Here is an 11,692-nt window from a genome sequence, read left to right as displayed (position 1 = left end):
GAGTCTCGTCGGTCGAGGAGCCGACGAAGGAGGCGTATCGAGACCTCGGAAGGGGTCTCGATACGCGCTCCGCGCTACTCGACCGGCGGGGTGATCGGCGCGAAGGCCGTGCGCACGGTCGCGGCGATCGCCGCCGCAACCGCGAGCAGTGCCAGCGCGAGCCACGGCAGCCAGTCGACGCCCAGCGCATCGAGCGCGAGACCGCCGACGAACGCGCCCGCCGCGATCGAGCCGTTCCATGTCGCGACGACCATCGACTGCGCGACATCCGCTGCGTCGCCCGCGATCCGCGCCGGCGCGGCCTGCAGCAGCGTGGGCGCACTGCCGTAGGCGAGACCCCAGACGCCGAGTGCGAGGAAGACCACGATCGGCTGGGCGGCCCAGAGCCCGATCGCGATCATCGCTGCGCCGAGCAGCACCGCCGCGACGATGACCATCGAGCGCATGCGCCGGTCGACGAGGGCGCCGGCCCCGATCACGCCCACCACGGCGAGCACGCCGAACACGAGCAGCGCGAGGTCGAGGTGCGCGTCGAGGCCGGACGCCACGGTCAGGGGCGCGATGTAGGTGTAGGCGATGTTGTGGGCGAGGATGAAGAACGCCGTGGTCGCGAGCACCGCGGCCAGTCCCGGCATCCGCAGCACCGATGCCAGTGACGGGCGAGCCCCCGCCCGTTCTCCTGGGAACGACGGCAGGGCGGCGACCGCCCAGACGGCGAGGCCGACGCCGACGATCGCGATGAGGCCGAACGCCGCGCGCCAGCCGACGGCGCCGCCGAGCATGGTCGCGATCGGCAGGCCGAAGGCGAACGCCAGGGGAGTGCCGACCATCGCGATCGAGAGCGCCCGGCCCGAGTGCTCGGGTTCGACGGTGCGCATGGCATAGCCGGCGGCCATCGCCCAGAGCAGCCCGGCGAGCATGCCGCCGAGCACGCGGGCGATGAGGATGAGCGCGTAGGAGTCGGCGATCGCCGTGACGCCGTTCACGAGGGCGAAGCCGAGCACGAGCGCCACCAGGAGCGGCTTGCGGGGCACGCTGCGGGTGAGTGCGGTCAGCGGGATCGCGGTGATCGCGGTCGTGACCGCGTAGATCGCCACGAGCTGGCCGATCTGGGACTCGGATGCCCCGAGATCGGCGCTCATCTGCGGCAGGAGGCCGGCCGGCAGGATCTCGGTGACGACGCCGGTGAAGACGACGGCGGCGAGGGCGAGCAGCCCGTTCAGCGGAAGGCGGGTGCGGCCGCTGCGGCGCGAGGGGCCGGCGGCCGCGGCACGCTTCGGCAGGGTCAGAGAGTCGGTGATCGGTGAAGCCATGTCGACAGTGTCGAACCTTGACACTAATGTGAAGGTCAAGTCGTGAGGATCAGACGACGAACGCGACGACACAGGAGGCGGCATGCAAATCGGCGAACTCTCGACGCGGACGGGCGTCGCGACGCGCTTGCTGCGCTATTACGAGGAGCAGGGCCTCGTGAGCTCGACGCGCGAGCACAACGGCTACCGCGAGTACGCCGACTCCGCGATCGAGCGGGTGAACCAGGTGCGCGGCCTCATCGAGGCCGGCATCCCGACCGCCGTGATCCGTGACATGCTGCCGTGCCTCGCGAGCACGTCGAACGCCGTGGCGCCCGTGATCCAGCGCGATCTCGCCGAGACGCTCGCCGAGCGCCGCGCCCAACTCGATCAGCGCATCGGATGTCTCGCGAAGAACCGCGACGCCATCACGAGCTACCTGGAGCGCGCGACCGTCACGGGGTGACGCCGGCGTCGCCGTCGGCCGATGGCGCTTCGCCGACCTGCCGGAGCAGCCGCTTGAACGCGTCGTACGCCGCGTCGCCAGCCGCCTCCGCGTGGCGGGCTTCGATCTCGGCGACGATCGCGTCCGAACGCTGCATCTGGTCGAGTCCGCGCTCGGTCGGTACCACGAGCTTGGCGCGACGATCGTCGGGGTCGGGCTCGCGCCGCACGTAGCCGAGGGCGGCCAGTTCGTCGACGAGGGTGCCGATCACCTGCTTGTGCTGACCCGACTGCTGGGCGAGATCGGTGGCACGGCTGCCCTCTTCGTCGATGAACGCCATGACCGCGCCGTGACGCGGGCGCAGGTCGGGATGGCCCTGCTCGGCGAGCGTGCGGAACAGCTCGCGCTGCACCGTGTGCAGCGCGCGATTGGCGAGGATGCCGAGGTCGGGCGATGCGGCCTTCCGTTCACTGCGTCTCATCAAGTTCCTCGCATTTAGTCACTGATCTTGACGATCATGAATTCTTACTATACCTTCGCCAGTGTAGCGAAGGAGAACACGCACATGATCATCGAACTCACCAGGTTCCGCGCCGGCCGCGAGGCGCTGCTGGCGGCACGACCGGCCATGCTCGCCGACTTCCGCACCGATCGCCCGGGCTTCATCGGCGCCCGGCTCGTGGAGCTCCCGGACCACGAATGGCTCGACGTCGTCGAGTGGCGAAGCGCTGCCGACCTCGCGCTCTCGCGTGAGCGAGGGGCGAACCTGCCCGGCATCGCCGGCTTCTTCTCCGCCATCGACGAGCTCATCGTCTCCGAAGACGGGCCGGCGTCATGACCGTGCTCATCACCGGCGCCAACGGCAACATCTCCAGCGCCCTCCTCGAACGACTCGCCGACTCCGGCCTCGAGGTGCGGGCCATGGTGCGCGACATCGCGAAGGCTCCCGCGATCCCGGGCGTCGACGTCGTCGTCGGCGACCTCGACGACCCGAGCTCTCTCGGCGCCGCCTTCGACGGCGTCGAGACCCTCTGGCTGCTCACCGCCATGGGCCCGCAGGCGCCGCACGCGAGCATGAACGCGATCTGGGCGGCCCGCGCCGCCGGTGTGCGCCACATCGTGCGCCTCTCGGCGATCGGGGCGGCGCACGACGCCCCGACCAGGAACGGGAGGCTGCATGCCCTCTCCGACGCCGAGCTGCGTGCCTCGGGCATCGACTGGACCATCATCAGGCCCGCGTTCTTCATGCAGAACCTGCTCGGCAGCGTGAACGGCGACGCCCTCTACGGGGCGCTCGGCGATGGCCGCGTCGGGTTCATCGACGTGCGCGACATCGCCGAGTTCGCGGCCGCCGTGCTCACCGATCCGCACGCACATGCCGGTGCCACGTACACGATCACGGGCCCCGAGAGCATGTCGCTGCACGAGGCGGCCGATGCCGCGGCATCCGTGCTCGAGACGCCGGTCGCGTACCGCCGGCTGAGTGACGACCAGGCGTACACGGCGATGCTCGGCTTCGGGCTCACCGAATGGGTGGCGGCAGTCAGCGTCGAGTACGGGCGGGCGTACGCGTCGAACTGGGGTGATCTCACCACACCCGATTTCGAACGGGTGGTCGGCCGGCCGGCGCGGGACTTCGAGACCTTCGCACGCGATCACGCGTCGCTGCTGCGCGCGGCCTGATGCCACCGTCGATCGTCTCCGCGGTCGTCAGGCCACCGGCTGCGTGAGCACCGCGTGGCATCGCACGACCCGCTCGAACCACCACTCGGTGCGCTCGGGCGAGGCCGCGTAGCGCTCGAGCAGCGCGGGGTCGGGCAGCACCCGGCCGACCGGGATCGACCCGCCCTCGGGGATGAGCGGCGACCGCGTGACATCCGCCGCCAGGAGCGACGCGGTGCCGAGTCCGCAGTCGAATTCGAGCGAGGGCACGGATGCCGCGAGCTGCGCGCCCATCGAGAGGCCGATGCTCGTGTCGAGGGCACTCGAGACGACGACGGGCAGGCCGGTGCGGCCGATGAGCTCGAGTGCACGATGGATGCCGCCGAGCGGCTGGGCCTTGATCACGAGCAGGTCGGCGGCACCGGCCTCGGCCACGGCGAGCGGGTCGTCGGCGCGGCGCACGCTCTCGTCGGCCGCGATCGGCACCCCCATGTACTTCGTTCGGCGGCGGATCTCGGCGAGCTCCTCGACGCTCGCGCAGGGCTGCTCGACGTACTCGAGGTCGAACGGTGCGAGCGCGTGGATCGCGTGCTCGGCCTCGTCGACGTTCCAGCCCGCGTTCGCGTCGATGCGGATGCGCCCCTCGGGTCCGAGTGCCTCGCGCACCGCCCGCACACGGGCGACATCCTGCGCCAGGGTCTGGTCGGCGCTCGCGACCTTCACTTTCGCCGTACGGCATCCGGGGAATCGCGCGAGCACCGCCGCGACGCTGTCGGGGTCGACGGCCGGCACGGTCGCGTTGACCGGGATGCGGTCGCGGAGCGCGGGCGGCGGGGCCGTCCAGCCGTAGTCGATCGCGGCCGCGAGCCAAGCGGATGCCTCGTCGTCGTCGTACTCGACGAACGGCGAGAACTCGGTCCATCCCTCCGGCCCTTCGAAGAGCACGGCCTCGCGTACGTCGATGCCGCGGAACCGCGTCACGAGGGGGAGGGCCACGACTCTGGCGGTGGCGAGCAGTTCGTTCGGCTCGGGCAGCATGTGCCCAGTCTCGCACCCCGGCTCGCGAAGATGGGGGCCTGTTAGGGTGAACGCCCACGAGGAGGCGCACATGGACGGACTGCAGCAACTCGGCATCGAGGGCGCCGAGGTGGCCGAGGAGCCGGTCGCGAAGAACGTGCTCATCGGCGTCGGTGGCGTGCTGCTCGTGATCGCGGCCCTGATCCCGATCACCGCGGCGGTCATCACCGTCGTGGTCGTCGTGACGACGTACGGCGGCGCCATGCTCGGCCTCTAGCCCGGGGAGCCGCCGTGTTCTGATCTGCGCGGAATAGGCTTGGGGTCATGAGCGCTGCGGTGTCCGACCTGTTCGATCCGAGCGAGTGGACCGACGCGGCATCCGCTGTCGCCGGTGCTGCGGGCCTCACCGACATCACCTACCATCACTCGAACGACGGCCGCATCGCGCGCATCGCGTTCCACCGGCCCGAGGTGCGCAACGCCTTCCGGCCGCACACGGTCGACGAGCTCTACCGCGCGCTCGAAGACGCGCGCACGAACCCGCGCATCGGCGTGGTGCTGCTGACCGGCAACGGGCCGAGTGCGAAGGACGGCGGCTGGGCGTTCTGCTCGGGCGGCGACCAGCGCATCCGGGGGCGCGACGGCTACCAGTACTCGGCCGACGAGACCGCGGTCGTCCGCGACCCGGCCGCAGCTGCGAGCACGGGCCGCCTCCACATCCTCGAGGTGCAGCGGCTCATCCGCTTCATGCCGAAGGTCGTCATCGCGGTCGTGCCCGGCTGGGCTGCCGGCGGCGGCCACTCGCTGCACGTCGTCTGCGACCTGACGATCGCGAGCCGCGAGCACGGCCGGTTCAAGCAGACCGACGCCGACGTCGGCAGCTTCGACGCCGGCTACGGCAGCGCGTACTTCGCCCGCCAGATCGGGCAGAAGTTCGCTCGCGAGGTGTTCTTCCTGGCCGAGGAGTACTCGGCCGAGCGCGCCTACGAGATGGGTGCCGTGAACCGCGTCGTGCCCCACGCCGAGCTCGAACGCGAGGCCATCGCGATGGCGCGCACGATCCTGACGAAGTCGCCGACCGCCGTGCGCATGCTGAAGTTCGCGTTCAACGCGGTGGACGACGGCATGGTCGGCCAGCAGGTCTTCGCGGGTGAGGCGACGCGACTCGCCTACGGCACCGACGAGGCCGTCGAGGGCCGCGATGCCTTCCTCGAGAAGCGCGACCCCGACTGGGGCCCGTACCCGTGGCACTACTGATGCCGGTTACGGGTCACCGGTTCAGGCGGTGCCGGTGGAGCCCGTGAAACCGCTCATCCGGGTTGCAGCCGGCGACACGCCTGCCCTGATCGCGCAGCTGCGGCAGGCCGTGCTCTTCGACGAGGCGGCTCTCGCGGTGCTGCCGGTCGCGGGCGACGCCGAGCCCGCGAGTGCCGACCTGGTCGCCGGGCATGTACCGGGCGACGTCGCCCTCGTCGTCGAGACGAGCGGGTCGACGGATGCCCCGAAGCGCGTGATGCTCTCGGCCGGTGCACTCCGGGCGAGCGCCGGCGCGACCGAGCAGTGGTTCGGCGGGCAGCACGGCCAGTGGCTGCTCGCGCTGCCGGCGACCTACATCGCGGGCGTGCAGGTGCTCGTGCGCTCGATCCTCGCGGGCACCGAACCCGTCGTGATGCCGCAGGGGCATTTCGACCCGCTGGCGTTCGCTGCGGCATCCGCCCGGCTCGACCCTGCAGGCGCGCGGTTCACCTCGCTCGTTCCTGTGCAGCTCGCCCGGCTCGTGGAGGCCGCCGCCGACGATGCCGCGGTAGCGGATGCCCTGCGCTCGTTCGACCGGATCCTCCTCGGGGGCCAGGCGGCGCCCGCCGGGCTCGTGGAGCGTGCCGCCGGCCTCGGTGCCCGCGTGCACCGCACCTACGGCTCGAGCGAGACCGCGGGCGGCTGCGTCTACGATGGCATGCTGCTGCCAGGGGTCGGCGTGCGCATCGTCGGGGGAGAGGTGCAGCTGAGCGGCCCGATGCTCGCGAGCGGCTACCTCGACGACCCCGGGCGCACGGCAGAGGCCTTCATCACCGACGCCGACGGCACCCGCTGGTACCGCACCGGCGACCTCGGCGAGCTCATCCCGGCCGACGACGGTGCCAGCAGGCTCCGCATCTCGGGTCGAGCCGACGACGTCATCATCTCGGGCGGCGTGAAGGTCGCGCTCGGGGAGGTCGAGCGCGCGATCCGGGGCGTTCCCGGGTTCGCCGAGGCCGTCGTGGTCGCGGCGGACGACGCCGAGTGGGGTCAGCGGCCGGGGGTCGTCGTCGCGATCGGTGAGATGACGCGAACCGACGCTGCGCGCGACGGGAACGACGGATCGCGTCACCTCGGGCGTGCGGATGCAGCGACATCCGCGAACCTCGCGGCGCTCGCGACGGCGACGGATGCCGCGGGGCTCGCGCCTGCGGCCCGCCCCGTGCGGCTGCTGCGACTCGACGCGCTGCCGCTGCTGGCCTCGGGCAAGCCCGACCGGAGACGCCTCGCACGGTTGTTCGCCGATGCTGCGGCGGAGGACGTCGGCGCCGGGTTCTCCGAGCCGGACGCGAACTAGCATGTTCGTGTGGCCCGCCCGAAACCCCAACGCCTGAACCCCGCCGCCGATCTCGCCGGAAAGTCCCGTACGCCGGGGCGCAGCGGGAACCCCGCGAAGGCCGCTCGAGGCGCGGATCCGGCCGCCAAGCCCGGCGCGAAGCCGGCTGCGAAGCCCGGCGCGCGCGACCGCGCCACGGCCGCCGACTGGGTGTCGGGCGCGAGACTGCGCACCCTGCCGCTCGCGATCGCACCGGTCGCCCTCGGCACGGGCGCCGGCATCGTCGCGATCCCCGACGGACCGTGGCACCCGGCGCGGGCGCTGCTCGCCCTCGTCGTCGCGCTCGCGCTGCAGATCGGCGTCAACTACGCCAACGACTACTCCGACGGGGTGCGCGGCACCGACGAGCACCGGGTCGGCCCGGCCCGCCTCACGGGGTCGGGCGTGGCCAAGCCCAAGCAGGTGCTCACCGTCGCGCTGAGCTTCTTCGCGCTCGCGGGCATCGCCGGACTCGCGCTCACGGTCGTGACGGGCCAGTGGTGGTTGCTCGCCGTGGGCGCGGTCGCGATCGTCGCCGCCTGGTTCTACACCGGCGGCAAGCATCCCTATGGCTACTACGGCCTCGGCGAGCTCTTCGTCTTCGTCTTCTTCGGGCTCGTCGCGACGGCGGGTTCTGCGTTCGTGCAGGCGCTCACCGTCAACTTCGAGGCGTGGCTCGGCGGCGTCGGGGTGGGGCTCATCGCCTGCGCGGTGCTCATGGCCAACAACCTGCGCGACGTCGTGCAAGACAAGGTGGCCGGCAAGCGCACGCTCGCCGTGCTCGTCGGTCCGCTCGCGGGACGCATCCTGTTCGCCGTCTTCATGCTCGTGCCGTTCGTCATCGTCGGCTTCTTCGCGCTGTTCTACCCGGCGGCGTGGCTCGTCATGTTCGCCCTGCTCGCGGCACTGCCCGCCTGCCTCATCGTGCTCACGGCGAAGACCCCGCGGGAGCTCATCATCGCCCTGCAGCTCGCGAGCCTCACGGCACTCGTCTACGGCATCGGGCTCGGGCTGGCGTTCGCGCTCTGATCGGGTCTCGATACGGCCCCTGGCGGGCCTCCTCGACCGGTGGTGCGATCAGCGCTCGTCGACGCCGCGTTCGAGCGCGGCGTCTTCGGCCTCGTCGTCGGCGTTCACGACCGGCGTCTCGCGGTGGCGGGCCGCGTAGAGGTCGCTCGACATCGCGTTGCGCGCACGGCGCAGGAAGATGAGCGACGCGCTCAGCCCGAACAGTGCGGCGATCGCCGCGGAGACCCAGACGTTGACGCCCGCGATCAGGAGCACCGCGAGCGGAACGGCGAACAGCAGCACCCGCAGCGCGGTGTACCAGATCCAGACGGGCACGGATTTCACCCGATCAGTCTAGGTCGGCGCGGCTGAGCGCACTCACAGCCGGGAACCCCGCGCACACGCCTAGACTGGGGCCATGGTGCGGTTGTACGTGGTGCTGATCGTGGCCGCGGTGGTCTTCTCCATCTACGCCATCGCCGACTGCGCCTTCTTCGACCGTTCACGGGTCCGCGGGCTGAGCCGCGGCTGGTGGATCGTCGTCATCGTCTTCGTGCCGATCATCGGCGGCCTGCTCTGGTTCATCATCGGGCGGGGCCGTGCCGGGCGCATCCCCGGCGGTCGCAGCCGCACGGTGGCTCCCGACGACGACGCCGAGTTCCTGCGCCGACTCGGCACCGAGGCCGAGCAGGCGGAGCGCATCCGCCGCATGGAGCAGGAGCTCGCCGAACTCGATCGCGACGCCGCGACCGGCGACGTCTCGCCGCCAGACGGCACGCCCGGCACCGCCGGCACCCCCGGCACCGAGCGCCAGCGACCCGACACCCCCGAGACGCCGGGTGAGCCCGGTCCGTCCGGCCGGCCGAATGGCTGAGCCCGACCGTCGAACCCCAGCGAGCCCCGCGAGCGACAGCGCGCTGGCGCTGCTCGCGGCGTTCGTGCGCGAGGGCGTCGTCGATCTCGTCGTTGCGCCGGGCTCGCGATCGCAGGCCCTCGCCCTCGCCGCCGCCGAACTCGAACGGGCCGGCGCCGTGCGCCTGCACGTTCGCATCGACGAGCGCGGCGCGGCGTTCCTCGCCATGGGCCTCGCGGTCGAGTCGGGTCGTCCGGTGCCGGTCATCACGACCTCCGGCACGGCGGTCGCGAACCTGCACCCCGCGGTGCTCGAGGCGCATCACTCGGGCGTGCCGCTGATCGTGCTCTCGGCCGACCGTCCGGCGGAGCTGCGCGGCATCCGCTCGAACCAGACGACCATGCAGCCCGGCATCTTCGCGGGCGCGGTGCGGCTCGAGCGCGATGTCGCGGCTCCCGACGGCGGCGCCGGTGAAGCGGATGCCGCGGCGCGCCTCGCCCGCGAGGCCGTCGCCGCAGCGCTCGGCCGCGACGCCGACGGCCGGCCGGTGCCGCACCCGGGCCCGGGCCCGGTGCACCTCAACCTGCAACTGCGGGAGCCGCTGTCCTCGGCGATCACGGCGGATCTGCTCGCTGAGCGTGGTCTGCTCGCTGAGCCTGTCGAAGCACGCGGGGCCACTCGGGCCGGGGCCCCTTCGGCAGGCTCGGGGAACAGCGAGGGGCACAGCGCGCCCATCCCATCCGGTCCGCGCACGATCGTCGTGGCCGGCGCCGGAGCGGGGCCGGGCGCCGAGGAGTTCGCGCGCGACGGCGGCTGGCCGCTCATCGCCGAGGTCTCGAGCGGCGCACACTTCGGACCGAACCTCGTCGTCGCCTACCGCGAACTGCTGCACGAACCGGGCTTCGGCGACGAGATCGAGCGGGTCGTGGTCTTCGGCCACCCGACGCTCTCGCGCGAGGTGCCCGCACTCGTGCAGCGAGAGGGCGTCGAGACGATCGTCGTGGCGCCGTGGGGCATCGAGTGGTTCAACCCCGGGCGCCGCGTCGCCCGGTTCGAACGCGCCGTGCACACGGAGACGCGACCGCAGAGCAGTGAAGAACGCGCGTGGACGGGCCGCTGGGTGCGCGCGAGCCGCATGCTCGTCGAGGCCGGGCTCCCGACCGTGCCGCTGCAGCGCGACGGCGTCGACGAGACCGGCCATGCGTCGGACTTCGAGGCGCAGCGCGAGTACATGAAGGCGCAGCTCGCTGCGATGCGGGCGCCCATCACCCGGCGCATGCTCGTCGATGCCGTGTGGTCGGCGACGTGGCCGCACGACCGGCTCCTCTTCGGCGCCTCGCGACTGATCCGCGACGCCGACCGGGCGGTGCCCGGACGCCGCATCCCCGTGCACGCCAATCGCGGGCTCGCCGGCATCGACGGCACCGTGGCGACCGCGATCGGCATCGCGATCGCGAGCCAGGTCGCGCACCCGGGCGAAGGCGACGCATCGGCCGGCCTTCCGAGCGAAGCGGATGCCGCAGCTCACGCCGCGGCCACGGCATCGTCGCCCGCACTCGCGGCCCGTGGCGGCGTGACCCGCGCCGTCATCGGCGACCTCACCCTGCTGCACGATGTCGGGTCGATGCTGCTCGGCGAGGGCGAGCACCGGCCGCGCGTGCAGCTCATCGTCGGCAACGACGGCGGCGGCACCATCTTCGATTCGCTCGAGGTCGCGGCATCCGCCCCTGCCGATGCCTTCGACCGCGTGCAGTTCACGCCGCAGCACGTCGACCTCGCGTCGCTCGCCGCCGCCTACGGCTGGAGGTACACGCGGGCGACCACTCGGTCCGAGCTCCACGATGCGCTCGGCACCCGGGTCGACGGGCCGTCGATCCTCGAGGTCCCGCTTCCGCGCTGACGCTTGCCGCGGCATCCGCTCGCTCGGCATCATGGAGCCATGAGCCGCGAGAAGTACTGGACCGCCGACCCTGCCGAGCTGCTGCGCGTCGGCGACGGCTTCGAGCTCGCGAAGACCGGCACCCGGGCGAGCCCCGGCTTCGACGGCGACAAGGCGGCGGGGCAGGAGGCGCTCGCCGAGGGCGCCGAGGTCCTCGCCGAACTGCAGGAGCAGCTCTTCGCCATGAGTCGCATGGGCGACGAGCGGCGCGTGCTGCTCGTGCTGCAGGCCATGGACACGGCGGGCAAGGGCGGCATCGTCAAGCACGTCATGGGCTCCGTCGACCCGCAGGGCGTGCAGCTCGCCGCGTTCAAGAAGCCGACGCCCGAAGAGCTCCAGCACGACTTCCTCTGGCGCGTCCACAAGCAGGTGCCGGGCGCCGGCATGATCGGCGTCTTCGACCGATCGCACTACGAAGACGTGCTCATCGGCCGGGTTCGCGAGTTCGCCTCGCCCGAGGAGATCGAGCGGCGCTACGAGGCGATCAACGAGTTCGAGGCCGAGCTCACCGCCACCGGCACGACGATCATCAAGGTCATGCTGCACATCTCGCGCGACGAGCAGAAGGCGCGGCTCACCGAGCGGCTCGCGCGGTCCGACAAGCATTGGAAGTTCAATCCCGGCGACGTCGACGAGCGACTGCTCTGGGACGACTACGCGGCGGCCTACCAGCTCGTCTTCGAGCGCACCGCGACCCCGGATGCCCCGTGGTTCGTCGTGCCCGCCGACCGCAAGTGGTACGCGCGGCTGGCCGTGCAGCACCTGCTGATCGACGCGCTCGAGGGCATGGATCTCGATTGGCCGAAGGCCGACTACGACGTCGCCGAGCAGCAGGCGCGGCTCGCCGCGAGCTGAACCAGGCCGC

14 protein-coding genes are annotated in these 11,692 nt (G+C 72.0%); 10 read left to right on the top strand and 4 right to left on the bottom strand.

Annotation, left to right across the window (positions count from 1 at the left end):
• Positions 1 to 74 precede the first annotated feature (74 nt).
• Positions 75 to 1,313, bottom strand: coding sequence for an MFS transporter (locus tag ESP57_RS08795; RefSeq protein ID WP_129231266.1), 1,239 nt, complete (start codon positions 1,311 to 1,313; stop codon positions 75 to 77).
• Between the two features lie 82 nt (positions 1,314 to 1,395).
• On the opposite strand from ESP57_RS08795, the gene ESP57_RS08790 reads away from it, so the two are divergent.
• Complete coding sequence (locus ESP57_RS08790) at positions 1,396 to 1,758, top strand: MerR family transcriptional regulator (RefSeq protein ID WP_129231265.1); 363 nt, start codon at positions 1,396 to 1,398, stop codon at positions 1,756 to 1,758.
• On the opposite strand, the gene ESP57_RS08785 is transcribed toward ESP57_RS08790, so the two are convergent.
• Positions 1,748 to 2,218 (bottom strand): MarR family winged helix-turn-helix transcriptional regulator, encoded by a 471-nt coding sequence (locus ESP57_RS08785; protein WP_129231264.1) that lies wholly within the window; start codon positions 2,216 to 2,218, stop codon positions 1,748 to 1,750. The genes ESP57_RS08790 and ESP57_RS08785 overlap by 11 nt on opposite strands.
• 84 nt (positions 2,219 to 2,302) lie before the next feature.
• Here ESP57_RS08785 and ESP57_RS08780 point away from each other — a divergent pair, with 84 nt between their 5' ends.
• Both ESP57_RS08780 and ESP57_RS08775 read left to right on the top strand, forming a co-directional pair.
• The gene (locus ESP57_RS08780; RefSeq protein WP_129231263.1) at positions 2,303 to 2,575 is read left to right on the top strand and encodes a hypothetical protein; all 273 of its coding nucleotides are present in this window, start codon (positions 2,303 to 2,305) and stop codon (positions 2,573 to 2,575) included.
• Entirely contained in the window at positions 2,572 to 3,420 is an 849-nt protein-coding gene (locus ESP57_RS08775; RefSeq protein WP_129231262.1) for an SDR family oxidoreductase, read from the top strand. The genes ESP57_RS08780 and ESP57_RS08775 overlap by 4 nt, the downstream gene beginning before the upstream one ends.
• 27 nt (positions 3,421 to 3,447) lie before the next feature.
• Here the strand turns inward: ESP57_RS08775 and ESP57_RS08770 are convergent, their stop codons facing one another.
• Entirely contained in the window at positions 3,448 to 4,437 is a 990-nt protein-coding gene (locus ESP57_RS08770; protein ID WP_129231261.1) for an o-succinylbenzoate synthase, read from the bottom strand.
• 70 nt (positions 4,438 to 4,507) lie between these two features.
• Here ESP57_RS08770 and ESP57_RS08765 point away from each other — a divergent pair, with 70 nt between their 5' ends.
• From ESP57_RS08765 to ESP57_RS08750, 4 genes are read left to right on the top strand one after another with little or no spacing between them, the layout of a single operon-like run.
• Entirely contained in the window at positions 4,508 to 4,693 is a 186-nt protein-coding gene (locus tag ESP57_RS08765) for a hypothetical protein (protein WP_056006066.1), read from the top strand.
• Positions 4,694 to 4,740: 47 nt separating this feature from the next.
• Positions 4,741 to 5,673: a 1,4-dihydroxy-2-naphthoyl-CoA synthase gene (locus tag ESP57_RS08760; protein ID WP_129231260.1), complete on the top strand. Its 933-nt coding sequence runs from the start codon at positions 4,741 to 4,743 to the stop codon at positions 5,671 to 5,673.
• Positions 5,674 to 5,716: 43 nt separating this feature from the next.
• Positions 5,717 to 7,009 (top strand): AMP-binding protein, encoded by a 1,293-nt coding sequence (locus ESP57_RS08755; protein WP_424219764.1) that lies wholly within the window; start codon positions 5,717 to 5,719, stop codon positions 7,007 to 7,009.
• Positions 7,010 to 7,018: 9 nt separating this feature from the next.
• Positions 7,019 to 8,056, top strand: a complete 1,038-nt coding sequence (locus tag ESP57_RS08750; protein ID WP_129231258.1) for a 1,4-dihydroxy-2-naphthoate polyprenyltransferase — start codon at positions 7,019 to 7,021, stop codon at positions 8,054 to 8,056.
• Between the two features lie 48 nt (positions 8,057 to 8,104).
• Here the strand turns inward: ESP57_RS08750 and ESP57_RS08745 are convergent, their stop codons facing one another.
• Positions 8,105 to 8,380 (bottom strand): DUF4229 domain-containing protein, encoded by a 276-nt coding sequence (locus ESP57_RS08745; protein ID WP_115958965.1) that lies wholly within the window; start codon positions 8,378 to 8,380, stop codon positions 8,105 to 8,107.
• A 73-nt stretch (positions 8,381 to 8,453) separates the two neighbouring features.
• Between ESP57_RS08745 and ESP57_RS08740 the strand changes: the two genes are divergently transcribed.
• The 3 genes from ESP57_RS08740 to ESP57_RS08730 are packed head-to-tail and all read left to right on the top strand — an operon-like array spanning position 8,454 to position 11,682.
• Complete coding sequence (locus tag ESP57_RS08740; protein WP_082571141.1) at positions 8,454 to 8,909, top strand: PLDc N-terminal domain-containing protein; 456 nt, start codon at positions 8,454 to 8,456, stop codon at positions 8,907 to 8,909.
• Positions 8,902 to 10,788 (top strand): 2-succinyl-5-enolpyruvyl-6-hydroxy-3-cyclohexene-1-carboxylic-acid synthase, encoded by a 1,887-nt coding sequence (menD, locus tag ESP57_RS08735; RefSeq protein WP_129231257.1) that lies wholly within the window; start codon positions 8,902 to 8,904, stop codon positions 10,786 to 10,788. Before ESP57_RS08740 ends, menD begins: the two co-directional genes overlap by 8 nt.
• A 39-nt stretch (positions 10,789 to 10,827) precedes the next feature.
• Positions 10,828 to 11,682, top strand: a complete 855-nt coding sequence (locus ESP57_RS08730; RefSeq protein WP_129231256.1) for a polyphosphate kinase 2 family protein — start codon at positions 10,828 to 10,830, stop codon at positions 11,680 to 11,682.
• Positions 11,683 to 11,692 lie beyond the last annotated feature (10 nt).

The organism is Agromyces fucosus (assembly GCF_004134865.1).
In the GTDB taxonomy this organism is placed as follows: Bacteria; Actinomycetota; Actinomycetes; order Actinomycetales; family Microbacteriaceae; genus Agromyces; species Agromyces fucosus.
The sequence above is the reverse complement of the archived record's forward strand: the minus strand, read 5'-3'. Positions and strand labels throughout refer to the sequence as shown.

Excerpts from the sequence above, each read along its gene's own strand:
- ESP57_RS08780 (WP_129231263.1), top strand. The coding sequence starts at position 2,303 with ATGATCATCGAACTCACCAGGTTCCGCGCCGGCCGCGAGGCGCTGCTG.
- ESP57_RS08775 (WP_129231262.1), top strand. The coding sequence starts at position 2,572 with ATGACCGTGCTCATCACCGGCGCCAACGGCAACATCTCCAGCGCCCTC.
- ESP57_RS08730 (WP_129231256.1), top strand. The coding sequence starts at position 10,828 with ATGAGCCGCGAGAAGTACTGGACCGCCGACCCTGCCGAGCTGCTGCGC.
- ESP57_RS08760 (WP_129231260.1), top strand. The coding sequence starts at position 4,741 with ATGAGCGCTGCGGTGTCCGACCTGTTCGATCCGAGCGAGTGGACCGAC.
- ESP57_RS08785 (WP_129231264.1), bottom strand. The coding sequence starts at position 2,218 with ATGAGACGCAGTGAACGGAAGGCCGCATCGCCCGACCTCGGCATCCTC.
- ESP57_RS08740 (WP_082571141.1), top strand. The coding sequence starts at position 8,454 with ATGGTGCGGTTGTACGTGGTGCTGATCGTGGCCGCGGTGGTCTTCTCC.
- ESP57_RS08790 (WP_129231265.1), top strand. The coding sequence starts at position 1,396 with ATGCAAATCGGCGAACTCTCGACGCGGACGGGCGTCGCGACGCGCTTG.
- ESP57_RS08770 (WP_129231261.1), bottom strand. The coding sequence starts at position 4,437 with ATGCTGCCCGAGCCGAACGAACTGCTCGCCACCGCCAGAGTCGTGGCC.
- ESP57_RS08765 (WP_056006066.1), top strand. The coding sequence starts at position 4,508 with ATGGACGGACTGCAGCAACTCGGCATCGAGGGCGCCGAGGTGGCCGAG.
- menD (WP_129231257.1), top strand. The coding sequence starts at position 8,902 with ATGGCTGAGCCCGACCGTCGAACCCCAGCGAGCCCCGCGAGCGACAGC.
- ESP57_RS08795 (WP_129231266.1), bottom strand. The coding sequence starts at position 1,313 with ATGGCTTCACCGATCACCGACTCTCTGACCCTGCCGAAGCGTGCCGCG.